Origin of the sequence: Pseudomonas sp. R1-1 (assembly GCF_051132135.1) — a bacterium.
Lineage (GTDB): Bacteria > Pseudomonadota > Gammaproteobacteria > Pseudomonadales > Pseudomonadaceae > Aquipseudomonas.
In genome coordinates, this window is record NZ_CP071663.1 from 5,603,450 (window position 1) to 5,626,758 (window position 23,309).

Consider the following 23,309-nt stretch of genomic DNA (forward strand, 5'->3'; position numbering starts at 1 on the left):
ACAATCGCCTGCACAGTTCGTTGAACTGAACATATTGCCTGCCAATGAGTCAGCCCTCGTCGGAACTCTCCAGCCCACTGTCCACGCCATCCAGCACGGCATTCTGTTGGGGCACCCACTCATCGCCATCCACTTGAATCAGGACTTTCCTGTCTAAACCGGCGCCATCCCTATAGGCAGTGACGCGCTGTAGACTCTCGTCATCCAGCGGATTGTTTCGAAAGTTATAGTTGACCTCGCGGACGTCGGGTACGTCGAACAGCTCCTGCGGCAAGTTCGTAATTACATTACGCCGCAAATCCGCATAGGCCAGACTCTCGATGTCGAACAACCCGATGGGAGTTTCAGTCAGGCCCGCATTCGACAGATAGAGACTATCCAGGCGCTGCATGAAACTGACATCTGGCGTCAAGCCTAGCGGGTTTTCGCTTAGGTCCAAAAGCGTCAACGTTTCAATATGGGCGAGACCTTCGACGGTCGCCTCGGATAGCCGGATCTGGCAATTGTCCAGGGTTAACGTGACCAGGTCTCTCATCTGGAAGATTTCAACAGGAAGCGATTTCATCGCAAAACCGGTCAGGGTCAAGTACCGCACACCGGGAAAGCTCGCGAGAAATTCGCTGCCACTCAGCGGGAAAGCGCTGGAGAAATTTACTTCACTAACGTGGGAAAAGACTGCCGACAACTTCGGCATGTGACCCAAGATATCCAGTTTATATTCCAGAGGCGGTGAGGCGTCAGGGCTTGCATTCGATGCCTGCCGAGACCAACTGGCATGTAACTCTTCGGCGAATCGCTGTCTTTTGCCTCGCTGCACTAACACCTCGTCATCGGAGAGGGCCATGCCTGTTTCCTCGTGATGAGAGGGTACTTCTCGTGCCCATACCGATAGTTCTTTTACGAGGGTGGAGTATTCGGCTTCCAGTCGGGTTAACGCAAGACCGTCGACCAATCGGTCGCGACGCATTGCTCGTCGCGCATCATCGGTCATGGTGGGATACAACTTGGCCAGACGCTCGTCAATCGTGGCCAGCCCCCCTGATTGAACTCCCCCGTCCTCCGATAACCAGGTAGCCCGCTCCACCGGACGCCAGTATTTGCCACTTTCATCCGGTTGCATTTGTGGGCCGGATGCGTTGCGTTCGCTGGCGACCGTAGCGCGAAACTCGCCGCTCTCGGCATCTCGAACCACTTGCACGAAATAATCTTCGGCAACGGCCACATATTGGCGCTGTTTGTACATTCGAATACCGCGTGCATCGGCCTGGCCAAATCGTTTCTGGGCAGGCACCCAATAATCCGCAAACGAATGAGCTGAAGCGGCTTTCACTATCTCGTCAATCATGGAAATCGTTACACCCTGATTCGCGCCGGCCAACGGCGCAGCTGCGCCAGCCTCTAACCTGAGTGGAGGAAATAACAGATCGGATTGATGGGCGATTGGTGGGGTGTTTCGACTGGTTTGCGCAAGGCCGTCGAGGCCGTCAGTGTTGAAATCGCTCTTTTTGCCAAGGCCGGGTTTGACCTTTGGTGTTCTGCCAGACATACACTCTCATCCTTGAGATTTATAGGGTGCCCGCAACGCTGGGAAATCAGAATGGGACATTCATATGAATAAGCCACATAAGGATTGCTTGGTGACCGGAATCCAGCTTACCGGACTATCTGCTGCGTATAGATATACACAACTATAGGAGAATAGATTTTTTACCCGCCGCGCAAAATAGGGATTACGAGAAGCAGTGGACAATCCGAAGGAATGAAAGCGCGCCGTCAACGGCTGGAGTCATTGACGGCGCGGTGGCGTTTAGCCGTCTGAGCCGATTACAAAAGACGGTGAATCGACACTGCTGTAACCGGCCTACGACAAGGCGTTAGAACCTCGCCCTACAAGTACATCATCCTCCCTTCACTGTGTGACTGAACTTCTGCATCGTCACGGTATGCCTTTGCCGATCGGCAAAGAAAAACATGCGCATTCCGCCACTAAGCCGGGCTTCGAACTGGCCGGTCTGATTGAAGAAACCCGGATCTGCCAGTTGTTCAGCAGTAGCATGTCGGAATGGCAGAATCTCTTTGAGTTTGGTATCAATCGCAAGCTCGTCAATGGCTTGCAAGTGTGACTTCCCTTCATCCTTGATGGCATCTTTGAACTTGAAAAATTTGCCTTGCATATCCTTGTTAAGGTTCTCAAAACCGGGAATTGCGCCCTCTCCCGTTTTTTGCCCAGCCACTTTCCCTCTGAAATTAATCGTCTTGTAAGTCCACTTTGGTGGGCCTGCGACCGGCTCCACGGCCGTAATCGGACTATGCTGGGGACGCTTGCCGCCCAGCCCTTGCTTGAAAGCCCCCGCCAACTTGTTGGCGCCTTTCACTGCCAACGCTGCAACACCAGCACCCAGGGATGCCAGCCCAAGTCCCAGGCTGAGATAGCCGAGAACATTACCCACCTGGGAATCCGGATCCAACTCCTTTGCCAGCGTACTGCCTATCGCCGTGACTCCCGAAGCCACACCTAAACCCAAGGCCAACACGGCTAGCGGCGTGGTCGCTCCCAGAGTCGCGATGCTGGAGACGATCCCGATAAACCCTAGAGCAATGCCCGCAATCGACTGCCACGAAATATGCCCGGTAGGATCAACTCGATTGACCGGATCCCCCAGGCAATATGCGTACGTATTCAAGCCACCCTCACCAAATGGGCTCATGCTGTCAGGGCTCAGAAAACGCATCAGCGTCGGACTGTAAGCTCTATAGCCATTGCCCAGCAGATAAAGTCCGGTTGCCGGATCCAGTTGCTCACCATTGAAGCCGGCCAGGCTGAATAGTCCACCTTCGACAGGGCGGTGTCCGTAAGGGCTGTAAGCGCAAACGCTCAGGGCGTTGCCAGCCATTTCCAGAAGCACGCTCTGCTGCTGATCAGTGCCCAAAATCCGCGTGCCAGCATTCGATCCAAGCTGTCGCTGCCCCACTAACAACCCACCATGCCGCACGACGCTGGAAGAGTTTTCGCCACTGATTTCGTTGCTTACCCGACCCTCGTGGTAATAACGCAGAGCCGGTGGCGCATCCGGTTGCGACAGCTTGACGAGACGGTCGAACCCGTCGTAATGGTAATCGCGAACGATCTGCCCGCTGGCGTCGGTCAATTGTACAAGACGTCCGAAGGCGTCATAGGCAAGGGTCCGCGCCTGATCATCCTTGATCATTCTGCCGTTGGCGTCGTATTCCAGAGTGACCGCTGCTGGATAATCCGGATGGGAGTGACTGACGGCGCTCAGCTGTACCGGATCAGGATTATCGTATGTGAACGTCGTCAGGTTCACACCCAGCGGGAACCGAGTCTGCGCGACCAGCAGGTTATCCAGCGCATCGAAGGTAAACGTCTGCTGAATGATTTCTTTGCCGTAGGGGTCCCGAGGCTTTTCGGTTCCGCTGCAGTCGTACTTGACCAGTCGTCCGCGCGCGTCATAAACGAACTGTTCGTCACGTAACACCTGCGTGCCGCGCTTGGCGACTTTTCGCGCCAGTTTGCCAGCCAGTGTGTAAGTCGACGTCAGTGTCTGGTCGGGTTGTCCTTTGATTTCAAATGTCCGGCTGCTTTCCCGGCCAATGTCATCGTAGGTAAACCGTGTAATCATCTGGCGCTTCGTCGAAGTGTCCGTAGTCCGAGACCACTCCACTAATGACTGGCTGTTGTAGTGAAAGTCAGTGGTAAGCGTGCCCTGTACGCTCGATTGCAAGCGACCGTATGTGTCGTACTCGCACTTGTGCTCGGCACCGAGTACATCGACATGGGTGAGCGGACGCCCCTGCATCGAATAAGTAAACGCCGTGCTCTTGCTCAAATTATCGTAGGTGGTCGTTTCTGACTTGATGCGGCCAGATGGGTAATAGGTCAAAATGCGCTGGTTGCCGTTTTCACTACAGCTCAAAGGATGACCATTGACCGGATCGTAAGTCATGCTGGTGTGCAACAGGCCAGACTTGCGGTCAGTCAGTGCACTACCCAGTTCACGCAAATAGGTAAATTCGGTTTTCCGGCCATCGGCAGTCTTGTGCCACTGCGGCTGACTGAAGCCTGCTTCGTAGCCAGCCTCGGATAGACGGTCACCTACGACTCTGTGGGTGAGACGGTGCAAGCCATCGAAGGTTTGCTGGCCTAAAACTTTGTTATCGACCTTGACCTCGACCGGCAACAGTTTGTCGCTATGATCCGCATAGCTGGTCAGCACTTTGCTTCCGTCGGGCAACTCAGTGCAGGTCAGCCGATCAAACACGTCGTACTCATATCGTGTGACATTGCCCAATGGATCCTTCTGACTGGTCGTACGCCCTAACCCGTCATGGGTGTACACGGTTTTGCCCAAGCTGTTTTCTTTCAAATCGAAGATTTCGACGCTTACTGGTTTGCCGAATTCGTTGACGAAGGTGACCGTCTTGCCCATCCCTTGCAGCCAACTGGTCTGCTTGCGCAGCACCGGATCCGCGATGCTGTGCTCGACTCGCCCGTCAGCCAGTAGTGTCTTGCTATTGTGCCCCCAGTCATCGTACTCATAGGAAGTAACGACCGGACTGCCGATACCCTTGCGCCAATCAGTCAGCGTCGATTGCACACGACGGCCCGCCGAGTCGTGCAGGACAGCGTAGACATCGCGCGACTGCACAAGCCCTTCCTCATCTGGATGGTCACAGTCTTTTTCCTGCACTGTAATGAGCCTTTCCAGGCCATCGTAAGCCATTTTCTGCTCACCGCCCGCAGGATCCGTGGTGATTACCGTAGCCGGATGCTGTTTGCTGGCAGCTTGATAGGCGGATGTTGTAGACACCTCCCACGCTGTGCCAGGCGCAATCGTTGTACGGACCCCACGACCGATCGCGTCGTGTTCATATTCGATGTGCTCACCATCGATACCGACTTGTGCCAATTGTAATCCGGTCAGAGTCGAACGGACGGTCTCCCTGGTTTGCAATGAGTCATCGAACCCACGTGTAACGGACCTCACTCGCAGCCGGATACCGTCCACCTCGTAGGTAAACTGCGTCGAGGTTCTTTTACCATTGTGGGTGATCGTCTGTTCTTTGGGAGCACCGTGCCTGAGCGGATCCTTTGGCGTGGACAGAAAGGTCCGTTCGGTTTTCGAGCGCAGGGCCTCGACACCGTCAACCACTTCGCAATAACGTTCTTCAACGGGTACAACACTGGGCAGTTCGTCACCGTCAAGTACGGGATGCAACGCATAGACATAGTGCGTGACCGCCGAAAAGCCACCTGCGGCGGCAATGACGGTTTTTTTCTTTTGAAACCTGACGAAGCCCAGCGGATCCTCTGGGCAATTGTCTGCGCCACTTGTCGGATAGAATTCCGAAAGTGTGGTCATCCCGCTCGGCTCGACGTGCTTGAGCAGATTGCCTTCGCTGTCGAATTCTGTAACCGTAATTTCCTCACGCTTGTCTTTGGTCAGGCGGTTCAGATAGGTGACCGTTTGTATCTTTGGCATGCGGAACTGGGCGGGTTGTTCAGTGAACGCTTTACTGACCGAACAGTAATACTCGGTGGCAATGGTGGTTTGTGCTTGCCCACTGGTCGTGACCTCTGCCACCTGCAAATGAAACTTGTTGTAGGTCCGCTTGATGTGGGTATGCACCTTCCCGCTTACCACCAAGTATTCATCCGAAGTGTAAGTATAGCTGTCAGGCGCGCGGTAGAGAGGATCCCCAGTCTCATCCTTGCCGGGAATCAGGCCGTGCCCGAGAAAATTTCTATCGGAAAATCCGTACGACTTGCATAAACGGGGTTGACCACGCCCCGGGTAAATATCATGAGCGATAACAAATGGCAGTGTTTGTTCCACACCCTTTATGAAACGGTGACCTTGCCGCTTGTAGCGAATGATTTCCACGCCGCGCAACGGATTGACGACACGACGCAAATAGCTGGCCTGATCAATGACTTCATATTCCAGTTCCCAACCTTTACCGACCGGAAGTTCGATCGCCGCTACCCGAGCGTTTTTCAAGATCAACTTGTAATCGCAACTGGACGAGGTATCAGGATGCCGGGTCAATGTTACCCGACCTGCATTGCGTGTAATTCTCAATAGGCATCGTTTGGCGTCACGGACTTCGCTCAACCTGGGAAACTGGTTGAACAATTCGTGCTTCAACGCGACGCTCACACCGTTCGCCGCAATTATTTTTTCCGCTACGGCGACCTGAGTGCCAGCCAAGACTTTGAGCAGTTCACGCCGACCATCCCTGTATCGAACTTCATAGCGTCCTGGTCCGGTCACCAGCACTTTTGCCGTTTGCAGTTTCATTTCCTTGAATTGCAGACCGCTGGACGTCTCGACTGCCTTGTACCGCTCGCCGCTGGACAGCGTCATGACCTTGCTGCGCAAGTCGTAACTGGTCAGGGTCAAGGACCAGCCCAGACCAAAACCTGAGTCCGTTTGATTGAGCGGATTGAAACCCAATGAAAGTGCGAGCTCAGGGCCATTGAGATCCAGCGAGTGCAACTTTCCCAACGAAAAGGCGCAGGTGTACATGCCCGTTCGTGGATCAACGCCCCCGGAAACAAACTCACCAAAATTGAAAGCGTTTGAATGTACAGCGGCGACTGAATGATTTGCCATTGAAAAGCGTCCTTTATTTTCAGATAAATATAGACTTATGAAACTTGCCAGCGACTACTTGATGGCTAGCTCATGAAATCAGACAAGCTGTTTCATTGGCCGCTTGGACTCGCCCAGAATAAAAGTACGCTGTTCTTTATTACCGTCGATAGAAAGTCTGTGTTGCGTACCGAATTCATCGATGACGGCGAATTCGAATGCACCTTCGCTTTCTCGGCCTGCTTGAGAGTCAGCGGAAGTATATTGAATGAGTGTCAACTGGCCGGGAACTTTGTTGATCGGCACGAGCATCCTGCCGAGGGGGCTGCGAAATGATGCTTGCAGCCCATAGATAGGTGCCATGTAGCCGTAGAAATTTCTACGCCCGTCGAGGGTGCCCCGAATGTTCCCGGACGCATAGATCTGTACCGCGTCTTCGGAATCATAGGGATCAAGTTTTACTTCACTGCTGTACCAGTCCAGCAAGTGAATCTGCCGGCCCTCCGCATGTAGCCCGAGATGAAAGTTCTGTACCGAGTCATAACGAGCCTTCTGCTGTTTCTCACCATATTGGTTAAATGTAAAATTCTTCAAGGAGTATTCGCTCGGTGGAATTGCCTCCAGGGTCACACTGCTGTCAAAACCAACTCCGTTACTGCGTAATATCACACCTTCCATGACAATTTCGGCGGCCACCTCCATGATCCCGGGCCTGGTGGCCGAAACCCAAAACTGGAAAATCTGCACTGGATCAGTCTCGTCACTTATCCGATTGTGCGTGGCACGTGGAACTTGGGTAACACGCGGCGCACCACCCGATATTTCATGCGCATAACGATTCTCTTGAAGCGATACACTCCAGTCACCCTCCAGCGGCCGCGCGCCGTTATAGGCAATCAATCGCAGTGATTGCAATGCGGGATGCCCATACAGCGATGCGCCGTCGCCATCGTTATCGATGCCGTGCAGAAGCACCAATACACGCACCTGCATACGACCGTTGGCATAAAGCGCCTTGTGCTGGCCTGAACGCGTGGAGTCGACTTTTACCTCGATACGGGAAATACCAATTTGATCATCAAACATTTACTACCACCTTGCTTATTGATAAATTTCATCCTTTAAGGACTCAGCAAAGTATTGAGGCTCGTTTTAAATAAGAACAGCCGCGACATTCGACAAATTGTGAAGAAGTAATAACTCCACACCACCACCAAAAAATCTCACAAACACTAATAGAATTGAAAAGCGCAAACTTTACGATACGGACATAAGCAACTTCTATCCTGCCCCTTTGATTCCGCCTCGCGAAGATCATTCTCCCCTCCTGATTTCAAGCGCGCCGAATCAGAAGAGAGCCGCCAGGCAGTTTATTCTTGTCAGGGTATGTTATGAAAACCAAGATCCCGTTACTTTCACAAATATTCAGTCGCTGTCCGAACCAGTCGAAAATCCGCTTTCTGAAGACTCACTATCGGAGTCAGATTCCGAAACCATATCATCCGACTGGATATCCACCTTGCGATCCAGACTGGAATTTTCCAAATACTGATGAATTCGTTGCCTCGAAACGTCACTCAGCGGGTTACCCGACAAACCAACGAACAGACTCTGGGTATCCGGAATATCGAACAACTCATCTCCAACATCAGAAATATTATTATTATGCAGCGCCATGACACCTAACTTCCTGAGCTTATCTATGCCTGAAGAAACGCTGGAAGATTTGCGTTGCTTAGCATCAATCCGGTCAGACCCACCATGTGTCCTACATACGGAGCAACCGTCAGAGGGTTATTTGCCAGGTTAAATCGGCCCAGCGTTTCGATTCTGGACAATCCTTCAGCTGTGCTCTCGGACAGTTTTAGTGATCACCCGTCCATCGTAAGTTCACGTAACTGGCGCAGTTGAAATATGCCTGACGGAAACTCCTCTACTTTTATGCCAACGACCCCTAAATATTGGGGATTGGGAAAGCTGCCAAGAAATGCGCCCAACCGTGCGCCCGGTTCATTTGCGGTCAATAGCAGCTCTGTTACATATTCAAAACGGGCGAACAGTTTTGGTAACTCACCCGGAAATTCGACATAGTGAGAAAAACCATCGTCTCCGTCGTCCCACTTCGAACCGACTTGCGCTGCCAGATATCCTGCAGCTTCGCGCTGAACTGCTCGCGAGCCTGGCGTTGTCCGGCGGCGGCCGGCGCGCCTTCTGGTTCCGTCGTTTGCGCATGAGGTGACGCCCCATTGGCATTCCATATCGCCAACTCATCACGCAATGTCGCAAATTCTTTTTCCAGGCGGGTCAATACGCCGGCTGGATCACTCTTCAAACGTTCTGCGACAAACGAACTCACCTCCTCATCCGAAAGCTGCGGATAAAGCGCACGTACACGCTCGACAGTCGGCTTTGGCGGTTGCGAGTTATTGTCACCACCGCCTCGCAACTGCCACGCGCGCCTGTATTGAGCAGCGACGGAAGTGACCGGCAACGGCGCAAGCCCGAGCAATTCGCTCACGTCCTGGCGCGATGGCAACGGCTGTGCTCGAAGCAACCGCTGCAATGCCGCACCACCGCCGTCGGTCGCACCCAGCAACTGGCGTTGCGCGGGTTGCAACAGGTGCCAGACTGCCATGGACAGACCCTTCGAACCTTGGGGAATCAGATTGTCGCTGTCCTGGATGACGTAGCCTTCATCTTGCCGAATCAGCAGGTGACGAACCGGCGAATCGCTATCGCCGATAGCGCTCGAAATGTTCCCTTCCGGTACGCCGTGACGAATCTCGATACGAATCTTTGACGGCCATCCGGCAAGATGCCCCGTCATCTTTAACGCCAGTCGCTCACTGTCCGCACTGAAAACCGAATCCAGATAGAGGCCTTCGCAGGCTCTTGCGAGACGAACATAGCGCAGTGCCACTAACGCTTCCTCTGGCATCTGCCGTGGCATGCCCGAATGGTTATGCATATGCAACCGCTCGGCAGCACTGGTATTACTCCATATCGCCTGTGCAGTGGTTTTCGGTAGATCAGGAAATACTCGGCGCATCCGCAAAGTGTTTTCATCACAATCGGACTCGAAGACATCCTCAGCGTCTTTGAAGCGCGTGAAACTCTCGGTGGCTCCCCCGCCCTCTGCCTGAACTTGCTGATCAAGTTCGAATCGCCTGAGGGTATCCTCCAACAGAAAAGGCACAGGATGATCATGCACGATCACAGCGCGCAGCACCTCTTCGTTGACCCCGCTCACTGCCAGCAGGCGTACAAACGTGGTGTCGGAAAACTGCGCAACGGAGCGTCCATTCGGCGAAAAAATTCTGCGGTCTGAGCTGTAATCGAAGCGGGGAAGGTGACGCCGCCATTGTTCAGAGCGACCCAAAACCGGCCTTCGCCGTCCCGCTTCAATAGAGGTCCGGAAGGATTGCGCTCTCTGGCCAGCGTGGCACGAAGCAGACCGCTCTCAGCGTCCGGAACCACTTGCACGAGATAGTCATCAGCGACGGCAACATACTGACGCTGCTTCAAAATCCGGATGCCCTGCGCATCGGCCTCGCCGATTTTTTTGGGTGTGGGAACCCAGTAATCTGCCAGCGAGAACTTCGCGGCAAGCCGTGCAAACTCGTCGATTGCGGAAGAACTCGGGTTCGCGCTCACGCTGACCGCTGGCGTCACCGCGACCGAGTCAGGCTTGTAGGAAGGCTGCAACGCCTCCAGTCGATGCGCTGTGGACTGATGTGGCGTTACTGGAGAAGCGAGCGGTGGCCGGAAAGAGCCATCCGCATTGACATCAGGAGTTTTGGTTGGGGCAGAAACAGGTTTGACCTTTGGCGGTTTGCCAGTCATGAAAGTCATTCTTGAGGTGAGGTTACGTTGGCCCCACATAACTGAAGGGTCAACGCCCAAATCAGTAAAGCACTTTGGGTGCGAATACCTGATTATTGAACATAACAGCTTATCAATAGTCGCAACGCCAAAAACATATGCATCTACTACGTCCACCGACATTGCATCAGTGGACGCCAGACATCAGCCTCGTTCCAGATATAAATTACGCTCATAAAAATTCGTGCGAATCGCCAGTTTATGCTCCGTACCGTATTGATCAATGGCACGAAAATGAAGAACATTGCCGATTCTGTATTTTCCCGCATCTTTCGAGTATTCGGACAGGGCTTGAACAACTGTCAGGTAACCCTCGCGATCATTTACGGTTACGCTATATCGCTTTTCTTCCTTGGTTATTGCGTCAGACGTAAACGTATACAAGTTAGAATTTCCAGCAAACGGCAAGTACGTTAAGAACTCCGACCGTTCGCGGCGAACAAGCGTAACCAGCATATAATTTGTCTTTATTTCATTGAGCTTGTTACCTCCCGCAAAGACATGATCATCGCCTGGTTCCACTTCATCTACAATCCAGTCGACCAGCCTGACTTGCTGCCCCTGCGGAAACAGTCCTAGATAATAGTTCCAGATACGATTGCCGGGTTGTTCATTGCCACAGCGGGTCTGAAACCATTCGAACAATCCAGTCGAATAAGTCAAAGGAGCTTGTGCTTCGATAGTCACGCTACTGTCCTGGACACTGGAAAGGGTAGTTCCATTGGTGAGTATCCTCTTCCCATTCAGCGTCAGACGTGCTGCGATCTGAGTTGTCCCGGCGCTCGAAGAGGAAACCCAGAACGTACGGACCTGAGGATGGACACCGTCACTCTCCAGATCATCGTCGTGAACCACTCCGACGTTGGGTAAAGGTTGCGTCTCAACGGTATAGCGCCCTTGTACCGTGCTCGCCACCCAGCCGTCGCGCAACGTCTTGCTAGTGCTGTAATGAATCAGTTCGATGCTTTCCATCACATCAGCCGGCACGTGCATGGCGTCGCCGTCGACATCTATCCCGGAAACCAGGACCTGCAATTTCACCTGCATTCGACCATTGCCGAACAACAATTTGCTGCGAGCATTATCGCCCGCATCAAACTTGACGTTCGCCGTGACGCCTGAAAGAACGGGCGGAATGGTCTGCTGATTGTTTGTAGCGTCCATGCTTTCATTCATGATGCATCCTCTTTGAAAGTGTATATTTAAATGTTGACCTGGAAAAACGCCAGCAAAATAATTACATGCCTTTCAAGCGAATAGCAAAGTGAAAAATGTAATGACATACACTTGCAAACTTCTAGAACCTTACTGACACTTATTCAGTTACCAAAAATTTATATCTATCAATGCTCGTCATTATAAACAAACTTGGGCATCTCCCAATGAAAACGAATTGCCAGCAGTCGTAACAGGAACCCGCCAAACAAAGTGATGAGAATGGCCTGTTCGCTGGGCAGGTCAAGATAAAGACACAGCATGTAGCACCATGCTGCAGCAAACGACACGCTCGCATAAAGTTCGCGACGAAAGATCAACGGAATGTCGTTGCAGAAAATATCGCGAAGAATGCCGCCGAATACCCCGGTGATCACCCCGCTGACCGAGGCCACCAGCATGCCGTGGCCCATTTCCAGCGCGGTCATGCAGCCGATCAGGGTGAACGCCACCAGACCGACTGCATCGAGCACCAGAAACAATGAGCGCAGGTGGCGCATCCAGCGCGCGGTGAACACGGTGAACATCGCCGCAACCGAGGTCAACACCAGGTATTCCGGGTGTTTGACCCATGTCAGCGGGTAATGTCCCAACAGCACATCACGAACCGAACCGCCGCCCAGCGCTGTGATGCAGGCAATCAGCACCACACCAAACCAGTCCATACCGCGACGACCGGCAGACAAAGCCCCGGTCATGGCTTCAGCAGTAATGGCAATCAGATAGAGCATCAGCAACATGGCGGCGATCCCGGCAGAGAGGCGCGCAGTCTAGCCACTTCGCACCGGTATCAAAAGAGATGGCGTTAGCCTCGTTCCAGCCTGAAGCTTCGTTCTTTGAAGTCAGTGCGGATAGCCAGCTTATGCTCCGTACCGAATTGATCCAGAGCGGTAAAGCGGAAAACTTCCGATCTGTCGACCGGCGGTTGGTCCCGTGCAGTTGGAGACAGTAACTGGACAACAGTCAGCTCTCCGATGCGGTCGTTGATTCGAACCTCGTAGTCCTTCTCATGATAAATATCTCTGATGGAGTCTGGCGTCCATCCGACGACGTCGCTATACGGTAACGACAGCTCAATACTTTGCTGGTCAGGGCGGACAATAATGCCTGCCTGGAACGCTGCATTCCATCCTTTGGTTTTATTACCAAAGGCAAAAACAACGTTCATGTCAGCCCCCTCAGCAATCCAGTCCACCAACTTTATTTGTTGAAAATTTGGATACAGGCCGAGGTAGTACTTGTAAATACGATGGTTTCTAAACCCACCGTCATACCAGACATCTTCCCAACGGAATTGCTCCACCGCAAAGGTAACTGGCAGGATGGCCTCAACGTTGACGCTGCTGTCATGCCTGCTCGACAGCGTTGTGCCGTTGCTGCGGATGGTTTTGTTAGCAAACTTTATGGACGCACCGATCTGGATGGTTTCGACATTTTCGCTGGAAACCCAGAACGTGCGGACCCGGCGCTGGCCCGAAGAATCCTCGTCCCTATCATCCTCATCCTCCGCAACGGTAGTGGTCTGCGTTACCGCCAGGGTGAAACGGCCTTGCTCCGTGCTGGCTTGCCAACCGTTGCGCAAGGTCCAGCCGCTGTCATAGTCAATGAGACGAATACTTTCCATGACCTCGTCGGAAACCGCAACGACGTCACCGTCGCGATCCAGACCAGATACTACGACCTGGACTTTAACCTGCATGCGCCCGTTGGCATATAGAACCTTGTTTCGGCTGAACCCACCTGCATCAAACTTTACCGTCAAACTACCGATACTTTCTGCTGCACCCGACTGGTCGGTTTGGCCTTGTAATGCATCCAACTGCTCACTCATGAATTTCTTCCTTGCCAAACTTGAGTCTCGAACACTTCGCAACTCGAAATAGAGCGCAAGTAATAGCACGAGGCAAATCTCACTCGTATTGGAAATGTGTAATAAAAAACGAGAAAGCGATCGTTACATTATTAAAATGACGAACCTGAACTTACATTCCGATGCAAGTGAAACTCGGTTCGACACTCAAATTCAGCCTTTCGCAACAGTATTAATAGATAACAACTGCTTCGAAAGTTTGACGGCAGGCCATTTGCGACAAATTTCGACATCAGCGGCAACTGCCACCAGCCCGCTTTACGCTGGCACGACACGGCGTTCCAATGCAGGAGCAACACGCGGCAGCTCCTGCACAAACCCCGTCAGAACTTGATGAAGTGCTTGCGGTAATGCTGCAACTCGGCAATCGATTCGCGGATGTCGTCCAGCGCCAGGTGCGTACTGCCCTTCTTGAAGCTGTCGCGCACGTCTGGCGCCCAGCGTGCGGCCAGTTCCTTGAGCGTGGAAACGTCGAGGTTGCGGTAGTGAAAGTAGCTTTCCAGCGCTTTCATGTGGGTATAGAGGAAGCGACGATCCTGGCAGATGCTGTTGCCGCAGATCGGCGACTTGCCCTTTGGCACCCATTTTTCGAGGAAGGCGATGGTTTCGGCTTCGGCTTCGGCCATGCTGATGCGGCTGTCGCGAACACGCTGGGTCAGGCCCGAGTTGCCGTGGGTGCGGGTGTTCCACTCGTCCATGCGCGCGAGGACTTCGTCGCTGTGGTGGATTGCGATCACCGGGCCTTCGGCCAACGTGTTGAGGTCGCTGTCGGTGACGATGGTGGCCATCTCGATGATGACGTCGTTATCCGGGTCCAGACCGGTCATTTCAAGGTCGATCCAGATCAGGTTCTGCGGGTTTTGCATATTCGGGCTCCTGGGCAATGCTGCGCAGTTTAGCCTAGGCCGCTGGCCGGGCGTGCTAAACTCGCGGCCGTTTTACCTAATCGCTGCATTCTTCAGACGGAACACCCATGGCCAAACGCCAACTCAATCGTCGTCAAAACTGGCGCATCGAAAAGATTCAGGGCGAGCGCGCCGCCCGCGCCGCCAAACGCGAGTCCTCGGCGGTCGAAGCGCTCGAGGGCGGCGACCTCGGCCCTGAACAACACGGGCTGGTGATCGCGCACTTTGGCGTGCAGGTCGAAGTCGAGGCCGCTGACGGCGAACTGGCTGGCCAGGTATTTCGCTGCCACTTGCGCGCCAACCTGCCAGCGCTGGTAACCGGCGACAAAGTCGTCTGGCGCGCCGGCAACCAGGGCATCGGCGTGATCGTCGCGCAATTGCCGCGCAGCACCGAACTGTGCCGCCCGGACAGCCGTGGCCAGCTGAAACCAGTAGCGGCCAACGTTGACATGATCGTCATTGTCTTCGCGCCACTGCCCGAGCCGCATGCCAACCTGATCGACCGCTATCTGGTCGCCGCTGAACACGCCGGCATCCGCCCTCTTCTGCTGCTGAACAAATTCGACCTGATCGACGAGCAGAACGCCCCGGCACTCAACGCGCTGCTGGCGGTGTATCGCACGCTGGGTTATCCGGTGCTGGAAGTCTCGGCGCACCACGGCGATGGCATGGAACAGCTGCAGAAACAGCTCGACGGGCGCATCAGCGTGTTCGTCGGCCAATCCGGCGTCGGCAAGTCCTCGCTGGTCAACAGCTTGCTGCCCGAGGTTGAAACCCGGGTCGGGCCATTGTCCGAGTTGTCCGGCCAGGGCACGCACACCACCACCACCGCGCGGCTGTTCCACTTCCCTGGCGGCGGCGAACTGATCGACTCGCCGGGTATCCGCGAATTCGGCCTCGGCCACGTCAGCCGTGCCGATGTTGAAGCCGGCTTCATCGAATTCGACGATTTGCTCGGCACCTGCCGTTTCCGCGACTGCAAGCACGACCGCGAACCGGGCTGTGCGCTGCTCAAGGCGCTGGAAGACGGGCGCATCCAGCAGCAACGGATGAACAGCTACCGCTCGATCATCGCCAGCCTGCCTGAAAACGGCTATTAAACAGGCCTGTCGGCAGCCTCTTGCGCGGGGCTGCCGCGTGTCAGTCTGCGCCTGATCTTCCCCGCTTCTTTTAAACGTCAGACTTCGCTGTAGGGCGTTCGCACGCCTGCTTGCAAGACGTTTCTGTTTTGCCGCGCAGACCTTGTGAGCGCGTTCCAGATGCCTACATTCGGTTCCTCTCTCGCTTCTTGCGATCTCCGAGGAACGCCATGCAAACCTATCACCTGTTCATCAGCCATTCGTGGAGCTACGCCCACGCCCACGACAATCTGGTGCGCCTGCTCAATGCGAAACCGGGTTTTACCTACAAGAATTTTTCAGTGCCAACGCACAATCCGATTCTTGATGCCCGCACCGATCAGGAGCTTGAGCAAGCCATCGAAAACAAGATTCGTCCCTGCTCGGCGGTGCTGATCATGGCTGGCATGTATTCGACCTACAGCAAGTGGATCAACAAGGAAATCGAGATCGCCAAACGCATGGGCAAAGTGATCATTGCGATCAAACCGTTCGGCGCCGAGCGCATCTCGACCGTGGTGCGCAACGCCGCACACGCCGAATGCGCCTGGAACACCAACAGCATCGTCAGTGCGATTCGTCTGCATACGGCGGTGTGAGCATGCGCAAGGGACTGTTTATCGGCATCAACCATTACGCCCACGTTTCACCGTTGAGTGGATGCAACAACGATGCGATGGCCATGGCCTCGGTACTGGAACGTCACGCCAACGGACGCCCCAATTTCAGCTGCAAAGTGCTGACCTCGGCCGAAGACAACCTGACACTGGCGACCCTGAAACAGCAGATTCAAAGTCTGTTCTCAGGCGATTGCGACGTAGCGCTGCTGTACTTCGCCGGTCACGGTCAGTTCGATACCAGCATCGATGAGGGTCTGCTGATCCCGCAGGACTTCAAACACGGCGGTGAAGGCATTCGCATCAGCGACATCCTGCAATGGGCGGATCAAGCGCCGCACATCAAGAACAAGATCATCATTCTCGATTGTTGTCAGGCCGGTGCAGCGGGCGCCCTGCGCAACTTGCGCGGCGGCAGCAGTGTGATCGGCGAAGGGATGACCATTCTCACCGCGTGCAAGAAAGAACAGTACGCCCTGGAAAGCCGCGGCCACGGCGTGTTTACCGATCTGCTGTTGCAGGCGTTGCACGGCGGTGCGGCGAATGTGCTGGGCAAGGTCACCCCAGGCAGTGTGTATTCGTTTGTCGACAACGCGCTGGGCGCGTGGGAACAACGTCCGGTGTTCAAGACCAACGTGTCGCAGTTCGTGCCATTGCGCGAAGTCGCGCCGCTGATCGCCGAAGAAACCCTGCGCAAGCTCAAGGACTGGTTCCCCGAGCCCAGCTCCGTGTTCCGGCTCGACCCCAGTTACGAGCCCACCGAAGCCACCTTCGATGCCGACCACGGGGCGATTTTCAAGCAACTGCAGATGTGCAACCGCCACAGCCTGATCGAGCCGGTCGACGCCGAGCACATGTATTACGCCGCGCTCCATTCCACCGGCTGCCGCCTTACCGCCCTCGGCGCCTACTACCGCGAACTCGCCATCAAAGGACATTTCTAATGCCCGTATTCATCAGCTACCGCCACATGGACCGCGCCCATGCGATCGCTATCAATGCCCGTCTGACCCAGGCAAAGATCAAGACTTACCTCGACGTGCTCGACCCAGAGTCGCAGACCACCGATGACATCACCGGGGTAATCACGCGCAACATCACCGAGTGCACGCATTTGCTGGCGGTGGTTTCGGAGAAGACGGCGCTGTCGTGGTGGGTGCCGTTCGAGATTGGTGAAGCGACCATCAGCAACCGACGGATCTGCTCGTTCAAGACCGGCCCGGCGGAGTTGCCGCTGTATCTGGATAAATGGCCGAAGCTGAGTACCAACAGCGATCTGGATTTTTTCATCGACGCCTATCGCGATGAAGTCATGAGCAAGCGCTCGATGGCGCTGGATTCGATCAATGAATCGATCAAGGGCACCTACAAGCGCAATGCCGAGTTCTTTCATGAACAGCTGAAGAACCGGATTCGGCGCGGTTTCTAGACGTCGTCATGCCTGAAAGCCCCTCACCCTGGCCCTCTCCCGGAGGGAGAGGGGACTGACAGAGGTGTCTTGCGCTGTCCGCCGACCTGAAAGATCGCAGCGATTATGGATTCAGCAGAGCACGATCAGGTCGAGGCTGAGCTCCAGCGTCACCCGATCGGCTCCCTCTCCTGGGGGAGAGGGCTGGTGAGGGGCTGCGACCTTCGCGGCACAGTAATCCTCAAGCCGAAAACCGGGCAAAAAAAAAACCGACATCACTGTCGGTTTTTTTATCAATCACTGCTTCGGCGCTGGCGCCGCCCCACCCGGCGCCGCCGGCTTCGGCGCGGCATCATCAAACAGATTCAACCGCTCACGCAGCTCATGCGCAGGCACCGGTTGCTGATCCGCCGGCAATGCATTCGGATCAGCAGGCGCCGCCGGTGCAGCACCGTTCTGACTCTGATCCGCTGGCTTGGCCGCATCGGCACCTTGCGCACCCTCGATGGCCGCCTGGGCCTTCTTGGTCAGCACGACGATATCGATACGGCGGTTGACCGGGTTGAACGGGTTCTCGCGGTCAAACAGCGCCGACGAGGCATAACCGACCACCCGCGCCACTTGTGCATCCGGGTAGCTGCCAGCGACCAAGGCACGCCGGGCGGCGTTGGCGCGGTTGGCCGACAGCTCCCAGTTGCCGTAGTCGCCGCTGCCGATGTAAGGCTTGGCATCGGTGTGACCGCTGATGCTGATCTTGTTCGGCACCGCTTTGATCGTGTCGGCCATCGCCAGCAGGATGTCTTCGAAGTACGGCTTCAGACGTGCGGAACCTGAGTCGAACATCGGCCGGTTCTCGGCGTCCATGATCTGGATGCGCAAGCCGTTCGGCGTGATCTCGAAGAGGATCTGGTCTTTGAATTTCTGCAGCTGCGGGTTCTCGTCGACCTTGTTCTGCAATTCTTGCAGCAACAGCTCCAGACGCTCCTTCTCGACCTGCTCGGCCATGCCTTCAACCTGCTCGGTGTCGACCGTGACCTTGTCGGGCTGCGGCTGCGACTTCACCTCCGGGTTGAGGGTATTTTCCGGCGCCAGGGTCGGCGTGCCGCCCAGATCGATGATGTACGGCGTACCGCTTTCGGAGAAGCCGACCGGGTCCTTGAAGTAACCGGCGATGGCGATTTTCTGTTCCGGCGTCGCCGTGGACAGCAGCCACAACACCAGGAAGAACGCCATCATCGCGGTGGCGAAGTCGGCGAAGGCGATTTTCCACGCCCCGCCGTGGTGCCCGCCGGCAATGCGCTTGACGCGCTTGACTATGATCGGCTGATTATTTTCCATTTCTTAACGACCGCGAACGGCTTGTTCCAGCTCGGCAAAGCTTGGACGGTGGGCCGGATACAGAACCTTGCGACCGAACTCGACCGCCAGCGACGGCGGCATGCCGGAAGCGGAGGCCACCAGCGAGGCCTTGATGGCTTCGTAGACGTTGAGTTCTTCCTTGGCATCGTGAGCCAGCGAGTGCGCCAGCGGGCCGAAGAAACCGTACGCCGCGAGAATACCGAAGAACGTACCGACGAGTGCCGCACCGACGTGCAGACCGATCGACGCCTGGTCGCCTTCGCCCAGCGAGGCCATGGTCACCACGATACCGAGTACCGCCGCGACGATACCGAAACCGGGCATGCCATCGGCGATGCCGTTGACTGCATGCGATGGGTGCTCAAGGTCTTCTTTAAGACTGTACAGCTCCATGTCGAACAGGCCTTCGAGCTCGTGCGGAGCCATGTTGCCGGAGGACATGATGCGCAGGTAATCGCAGACGAACGCGGTCATGCGTTCATCCTTGAGTACCGCCGGGTACTTGGCGAAGATCGGGCTCGCGGCGGCATCTTCGATGTCGCCTTCGATAGCCATCATGCCTTCGCGGCGGCTCTTGTTGAGGATCTCGTAGATCAGCCCGAGCACTTCCAGATAGAAGGTGTGGGTGAAACGCGAACCGAACATGCTCAGGGATTTCTTGAGCACGTGCATGGTCATGTAGCCGGGGTTTGCCTGCAGGAACGCGCCCAGTGCTGCACCGCCGATGATCATCACCTCGAAGGGCTGGATCAGGGCGGCAATCTTGCCGTGGGAGAGCACGTATCCGCCGAGCACGCTCGCGAATACGACGATGATGCCGATAATTTTAGCCATAGGTAGAAGGTACTTGTTTAAGTCGGGTTCAAGGTCATATTCGGAAGTTAAAAAATCTCTTCTTCTACTTATCGGCAAAACTGCGCCAGACTATAGCCAGTTCAGGCGAAAAGCCAATTTAGCCCGTGCCGGGCGCGTCTACAGTCAGTGAAGATTCCGTCCAGACATGGCTAATGAAACGAACGTCCCACACGCAAAACCGACCACTCTCGACGGCTGGGTAAAGCTGCTCGACAGCGTCCGCCTGCCCGTCCCGCAAGCGGCGCACGACAAAGTGTGCCGCGCGATCCGCGACAATCGCAGCTCGCTGCGCGACATCGCCGACCTGATGCAGGACAGCCCGGCGCTGGCCTTGAGCATCCTGCGTGAGGCGAATCGTCACACCCACGGCACCATGGCCACGCCAGCGGAAAATCTCGAGGTCGCCATCAACCGCCTCGGCCTGGCTCGCACTGAAGAACTGCTCGCACGCCTGCCCGCCGAACCGCAGATGCAGATCCCCAAAGCCCTGCGCCAACTGCAATTGATCAGTCAGCACGCGACGCAACAGGCCAACGGTTTTTTTGCCAGTCGCCTGGCGCGGCTGTGGCAGGACATCCATTGGGGCAGCCTGCTGTTTCTCTCGCCGCTGTGGCCGCTGGCGCTGACCTTCCCGCAGCTGCTTGAGGAATGGGAGCTGCGGGTGATCCATAAACGCGAACCGGCGCACCTCGTCGAAAAGCAGTTGTTTGGCGTGCGCCTGCTGAAGATTGCCGATGCGCTGGTCGAGGCCTGGCGCCTGCCGATCTGGGTCCAGCAAGGCTATAAATTGCTGCTCAACGAACAGCGTGAACTGGTGCAGGTGTTGCGTATCGCCCGCGACAGCGAACATCCGTTACGCCAGCAAAACCGCCTCGACGATGACCCGACCCTGCGCCGCTGGCTCAATCAGCCGGCCAACACCGTGCTGCTGGCCAACGGGCTGGCGCTGTCGGCGCATCAGGCCTGGGACAGTCCGCACAGCGAACGCTGGCAGTACCTGACCAGCCTTTATCTGCAGATGTCCATGGACGAGGTGCAACAGCAGTTGCACCAGCAAGCGGCGAACAGCGCGCGCCAGCACGCCATGCCGGATGTGTGGCACCCGGCGGTTGCGCTGCTGTGGCCGTGGGGCACGCGACGCTTGCCCGCAGGCATGCTGCCCGCGGCAGCACCGTCGTCGGACGACCTCGGCCAGTGGCGTCGGCAATGCGCCGAACTGCTCGCCGAACCCAGCCGCTTCACCAACGCCATGAGCCTGACCGTCGCTGCACGCAATGCGCTGGTGGCCAGCGGCATGCGTCGGGTGATGATTCTGATGGCCGACCGCACGCACTCGACGCTGCGCGTGCAGCAGACTGCCGGCCTGCCGAAGGAAGCCGGCGCGCTGAGTTTCGTCGTCAGTCAAAGCAAGGTGCTGCAACGCCTGCTGACGCAACAGGCGCAGGTGCGAATCACCCCGGACAACAACGCGCAGTTTTCCGCGCTGCTGCCGGCGAGCCTGCGTACGCTGTTCCGTGGCGAACATCTATTCCTGCGCTCGCTGGTCAACAACGGCCGAGTGATCATGATCGTCGTCGCCGATCAGGGCGGCGGGCCATTCGCCGACATCACCGTGCAAGCCTTCGCTAAAACCGCGCAGTGCATCGAAAAAGCCCTGCACAGCTTTAGCAGCCGCGGCCGATGAGGCTGCGCTACAATCCTCCCCTTTGTGCTCTGGAGACCTCGCATGTCTGACTTCTCTGGCTTGCCGCTCGTCATCGAGCCGAGCGACCTGCTCCCGCGACTCGAGTCCCCGGAGCTGATCCTGGTGGACCTGACCAGCCCTGCGCGCTACACCGAGGGTCACCTGCCCGGCGCACGTTTTGTCGACCCGAAACGCACCCAGCTCGGCCAGCCCCCGGCACCGGGCCTGCTGCCAGCGCAAGCCGATATGGAAGCGTTGTTCGGTGAGCTGGGGCATCGTCCGGATGCGGTCTACGTGGTGTATGACGACGAGGGCGGCGGCTGGGCCGGACGGTTCATCTGGCTGCTCGATGTGATCGGCCACGATAAATACCACTATATAGACGGTGGCCTGCCGGCCTGGCTGGCGGAAGGTCTGCCGATGTCGATTCAGGTACCGCCAGCCGTCGGTGGCCCGGTGGCGTTGACACTGCACGAAGGGCCGACAGCCACCCGTGAATACCTGCAAAGCCGCCTCGGCGCCGCCGATCTGGCGATCTGGGATGCGCGCGGTCCACTGGAGTATTCCGGTGAAAAAATCCTCGCGGCCAAGGGCGGACACATTCCCGGTGCGGTCAATTTCGAATGGACTGCCGGCATGGACAAGGCGCGCCAGTTGCGCATCCGCACCGACATGCCGCAGATCCTCGAAGAGCTCGGCATCACTAAAGACAAAGAAATCATTACCCACTGCCAGACCCATCACCGGTCGGGCTTCACGTATCTGGTGGCCAAGTCCCTCGGTTATCCGCGGGTCAAGGGCTACGCCGGTTCCTGGGGCGAATGGGGCAACCACCCCGACACGCCCGTCGAGATTCAAGCTTCCAAGGAAAATCAATGAAAGAGCGTCTGTTTATCCTCAGCCAGTACCTGCTGCCGCATCACCTGCTGTCGCGCCTGGCCGGCTGCATTGCCGAGTGCCGCGTGCGCTGGTTCAAGAATGCCTTCACCCAATGGTTCGCCAAGCGTTATCAGGTGGACATGTCGCAAGCGCTGGTCGAAGACCTGACCGCGTACGAGCACTTCAACGCCTTCTTCACCCGCGCCCTGAAAGACGGCGCGCGTCCGCTGGACCAGACCCCAGGCGCGATTCTCAGCCCGGCCGATGGTGCGGTCAGCCAGCTCGGCCCGATCGAGCATGGTCGCGTGTTCCAGGCCAAGGGCCACAGTTTCAGCGTGCTCGAATTGCTCGGCGGTGACGCAGCCAACGCCGCGCCGTTCATGGGCGGCGACTTCGCCACCATTTACCTGTCGCCGAAGGATTACCACCGCGTGCACATGCCGCTGGCCGGTACCCTGCGTGAAATGGTCTACATTCCTGGGCGGATTTTTTCGGTCAACCAGACCACCGCCGAAAACGTCCCGGAACTGTTCGCCCGCAACGAGCGTGTAGCGTGCATTTTCGACACTGAACGAGGCCCGATGGCCGTGGTTCTGGTCGGCGCGATGATCGTTGCGTCGATCGAAACCGTCTGGGCCGGCTTGGTCACGCCGCCGAAGCGCGAGCTGAAAACATTCCGTTACGACGAAGCCGCGCGCGCGCCGATTCATCTGGAAAAAGGCGCGGAACTTGGGCGCTTCAAGCTCGGTTCAACGGCGATCGTGCTGTTTGGCCCTGATCAAGTGCAGTGGGCCGAAGAACTGGTGGCCGGTTCGCCAGTGCAAATGGGCCAAGGCCTGGCATTGCCAAAAGCCTGATTCGAGGTCAGCTGGGGCAGCGCTGCGCTGCTCCCGCACCCCGCCA

19 protein-coding genes are annotated in these 23,309 nt (G+C 56.2%); 7 read left to right on the forward strand and 12 right to left on the reverse strand.

Annotation, left to right across the window (positions count from 1 at the left end; all coding sequences use genetic code 11):
- Positions 1–49: 49 nt before the first annotated feature.
- The 10 genes from J3P75_RS25085 to orn form a co-directional block, all read right to left on the reverse strand.
- On the reverse strand, positions 50–1,546 hold the full coding sequence (locus J3P75_RS25085) for a leucine-rich repeat domain-containing protein (RefSeq protein ID WP_434708566.1): 1,497 nt from the start codon (positions 1,544–1,546) through the stop codon (positions 50–52).
- Between the two features lie 352 nt (positions 1,547–1,898).
- Positions 1,899–6,635 (reverse strand): RHS repeat domain-containing protein, encoded by a 4,737-nt coding sequence (locus tag J3P75_RS25090; protein ID WP_434708567.1) that lies wholly within the window; start codon positions 6,633–6,635, stop codon positions 1,899–1,901.
- A 78-nt stretch (positions 6,636–6,713) separates the two neighbouring features.
- Positions 6,714–7,700 (reverse strand): hypothetical protein, encoded by a 987-nt coding sequence (locus tag J3P75_RS25095; protein WP_434708568.1) that lies wholly within the window; start codon positions 7,698–7,700, stop codon positions 6,714–6,716.
- Positions 7,701–8,039: 339 nt separating this feature from the next.
- Positions 8,040–8,291, reverse strand: a complete 252-nt coding sequence (locus J3P75_RS25100) for a hypothetical protein (protein WP_434708569.1) — start codon at positions 8,289–8,291, stop codon at positions 8,040–8,042.
- 358 nt (positions 8,292–8,649) lie between these two features.
- Positions 8,650–9,864 (reverse strand): hypothetical protein, encoded by a 1,215-nt coding sequence (locus J3P75_RS25105; protein WP_434708571.1) that lies wholly within the window; start codon positions 9,862–9,864, stop codon positions 8,650–8,652.
- The gene (locus tag J3P75_RS25110) at positions 9,861–10,457 is read right to left on the reverse strand and encodes a hypothetical protein (RefSeq protein WP_434708572.1); all 597 of its coding nucleotides are present in this window, start codon (positions 10,455–10,457) and stop codon (positions 9,861–9,863) included. Before J3P75_RS25110 ends, J3P75_RS25105 begins: the two co-directional genes overlap by 4 nt.
- Positions 10,458–10,640: 183 nt before the next feature.
- Positions 10,641–11,672, reverse strand: a complete 1,032-nt coding sequence (locus J3P75_RS25115; RefSeq protein ID WP_434708573.1) for a hypothetical protein — start codon at positions 11,670–11,672, stop codon at positions 10,641–10,643.
- A gap of 167 nt (positions 11,673–11,839) precedes the next feature.
- A complete protein-coding gene (locus J3P75_RS25120) occupies positions 11,840–12,451 on the reverse strand; it encodes a trimeric intracellular cation channel family protein (protein ID WP_203420498.1) in 612 nt (203 codons plus the stop codon).
- A gap of 65 nt (positions 12,452–12,516) precedes the next feature.
- Positions 12,517–13,542, reverse strand: a complete 1,026-nt coding sequence (locus J3P75_RS25125; RefSeq protein ID WP_434708574.1) for a hypothetical protein — start codon at positions 13,540–13,542, stop codon at positions 12,517–12,519.
- Positions 13,543–13,904: 362 nt separating this feature from the next.
- The gene (orn, locus tag J3P75_RS25130) at positions 13,905–14,447 is read right to left on the reverse strand and encodes an oligoribonuclease (protein ID WP_053116764.1); all 543 of its coding nucleotides are present in this window, start codon (positions 14,445–14,447) and stop codon (positions 13,905–13,907) included.
- A gap of 107 nt (positions 14,448–14,554) precedes the next feature.
- Here orn and rsgA point away from each other — a divergent pair, with 107 nt between their 5' ends.
- From rsgA to J3P75_RS25150, 4 genes are all read left to right on the forward strand, one after another.
- Complete coding sequence (rsgA, locus tag J3P75_RS25135) at positions 14,555–15,586, forward strand: small ribosomal subunit biogenesis GTPase RsgA (protein WP_434708575.1); 1,032 nt, start codon at positions 14,555–14,557, stop codon at positions 15,584–15,586.
- A 209-nt stretch (positions 15,587–15,795) separates the two neighbouring features.
- Positions 15,796–16,203 (forward strand): TIR domain-containing protein, encoded by a 408-nt coding sequence (locus J3P75_RS25140; protein ID WP_090280733.1) that lies wholly within the window; start codon positions 15,796–15,798, stop codon positions 16,201–16,203.
- Between the two features lie 2 nt (positions 16,204–16,205).
- Complete coding sequence (locus tag J3P75_RS25145; protein ID WP_332765257.1) at positions 16,206–17,165, forward strand: caspase family protein; 960 nt, start codon at positions 16,206–16,208, stop codon at positions 17,163–17,165.
- Positions 17,165–17,650 (forward strand): toll/interleukin-1 receptor domain-containing protein, encoded by a 486-nt coding sequence (locus tag J3P75_RS25150; protein WP_206414748.1) that lies wholly within the window; start codon positions 17,165–17,167, stop codon positions 17,648–17,650. Before J3P75_RS25145 ends, J3P75_RS25150 begins: the two co-directional genes overlap by 1 nt.
- Before the next feature lie 276 nt (positions 17,651–17,926).
- Here J3P75_RS25150 and motB read toward each other — a convergent pair whose 3' ends face one another.
- Positions 17,927–18,967 carry a flagellar motor protein MotB gene (motB, locus tag J3P75_RS25155; RefSeq protein ID WP_332765261.1) on the reverse strand — a complete coding sequence of 347 codons (1,041 nt, stop codon included), beginning with the start codon at positions 18,965–18,967 and terminating at the stop codon, positions 17,927–17,929.
- Positions 18,968–18,970: 3 nt separating this feature from the next.
- Positions 18,971–19,822, reverse strand: coding sequence for a flagellar motor stator protein MotA (gene motA, locus J3P75_RS25160; RefSeq protein WP_024011357.1), 852 nt, complete (start codon positions 19,820–19,822; stop codon positions 18,971–18,973).
- A 166-nt stretch (positions 19,823–19,988) separates the two neighbouring features.
- On the opposite strand from motA, the gene J3P75_RS25165 reads away from it, so the two are divergent.
- Genes J3P75_RS25165 through asd form a run of 3 tightly spaced genes read left to right on the forward strand, consistent with a single transcriptional unit; the run spans position 19,989 to position 23,263 of the window.
- The gene (locus J3P75_RS25165) at positions 19,989–21,527 is read left to right on the forward strand and encodes an HDOD domain-containing protein (protein ID WP_434708576.1); all 1,539 of its coding nucleotides are present in this window, start codon (positions 19,989–19,991) and stop codon (positions 21,525–21,527) included.
- Between the two features lie 42 nt (positions 21,528–21,569).
- Positions 21,570–22,406 (forward strand): rhodanese-like domain-containing protein, encoded by an 837-nt coding sequence (locus tag J3P75_RS25170; protein WP_434592977.1) that lies wholly within the window; start codon positions 21,570–21,572, stop codon positions 22,404–22,406.
- Positions 22,403–23,263 carry an archaetidylserine decarboxylase gene (gene asd / locus J3P75_RS25175; protein WP_434708577.1) on the forward strand — a complete coding sequence of 287 codons (861 nt, stop codon included), beginning with the start codon at positions 22,403–22,405 and terminating at the stop codon, positions 23,261–23,263. The genes J3P75_RS25170 and asd overlap by 4 nt, the downstream gene beginning before the upstream one ends.
- Positions 23,264–23,309: the final 46 nt, after the last annotated feature.

What these genes read in the sequence shown, in the direction of transcription:
- J3P75_RS25150 (WP_206414748.1), top strand. Translation starts at nt 17,165, where the DNA reads ATGCCCGTATTCATCAGCTACCGCCACATGGACCGCGCCCATGCGATC.
- J3P75_RS25100 (WP_434708569.1), bottom strand. Translation starts at nt 8,291, where the DNA reads ATGGCGCTGCATAATAATAATATTTCTGATGTTGGAGATGAGTTGTTC.
- motA (WP_024011357.1), bottom strand. Translation starts at nt 19,822, where the DNA reads ATGGCTAAAATTATCGGCATCATCGTCGTATTCGCGAGCGTGCTCGGC.
- J3P75_RS25090 (WP_434708567.1), bottom strand. Translation starts at nt 6,635, where the DNA reads ATGGCAAATCATTCAGTCGCCGCTGTACATTCAAACGCTTTCAATTTT.
- J3P75_RS25125 (WP_434708574.1), bottom strand. Translation starts at nt 13,542, where the DNA reads ATGAGTGAGCAGTTGGATGCATTACAAGGCCAAACCGACCAGTCGGGT.
- rsgA (WP_434708575.1), top strand. Translation starts at nt 14,555, where the DNA reads ATGGCCAAACGCCAACTCAATCGTCGTCAAAACTGGCGCATCGAAAAG.
- J3P75_RS25165 (WP_434708576.1), top strand. Translation starts at nt 19,989, where the DNA reads ATGGCTAATGAAACGAACGTCCCACACGCAAAACCGACCACTCTCGAC.
- J3P75_RS25085 (WP_434708566.1), bottom strand. Translation starts at nt 1,546, where the DNA reads ATGTCTGGCAGAACACCAAAGGTCAAACCCGGCCTTGGCAAAAAGAGC.
- J3P75_RS25095 (WP_434708568.1), bottom strand. Translation starts at nt 7,700, where the DNA reads ATGTTTGATGATCAAATTGGTATTTCCCGTATCGAGGTAAAAGTCGAC.
- J3P75_RS25170 (WP_434592977.1), top strand. Translation starts at nt 21,570, where the DNA reads ATGTCTGACTTCTCTGGCTTGCCGCTCGTCATCGAGCCGAGCGACCTG.
- J3P75_RS25140 (WP_090280733.1), top strand. Translation starts at nt 15,796, where the DNA reads ATGCAAACCTATCACCTGTTCATCAGCCATTCGTGGAGCTACGCCCAC.
- J3P75_RS25120 (WP_203420498.1), bottom strand. Translation starts at nt 12,451, where the DNA reads ATGTTGCTGATGCTCTATCTGATTGCCATTACTGCTGAAGCCATGACC.
- orn (WP_053116764.1), bottom strand. Translation starts at nt 14,447, where the DNA reads ATGCAAAACCCGCAGAACCTGATCTGGATCGACCTTGAAATGACCGGT.
- J3P75_RS25110 (WP_434708572.1), bottom strand. Translation starts at nt 10,457, where the DNA reads ATGACTGGCAAACCGCCAAAGGTCAAACCTGTTTCTGCCCCAACCAAA.
- motB (WP_332765261.1), bottom strand. Translation starts at nt 18,967, where the DNA reads ATGGAAAATAATCAGCCGATCATAGTCAAGCGCGTCAAGCGCATTGCC.
- J3P75_RS25145 (WP_332765257.1), top strand. Translation starts at nt 16,206, where the DNA reads ATGCGCAAGGGACTGTTTATCGGCATCAACCATTACGCCCACGTTTCA.
- J3P75_RS25115 (WP_434708573.1), bottom strand. Translation starts at nt 11,672, where the DNA reads ATGAATGAAAGCATGGACGCTACAAACAATCAGCAGACCATTCCGCCC.
- asd (WP_434708577.1), top strand. Translation starts at nt 22,403, where the DNA reads ATGAAAGAGCGTCTGTTTATCCTCAGCCAGTACCTGCTGCCGCATCAC.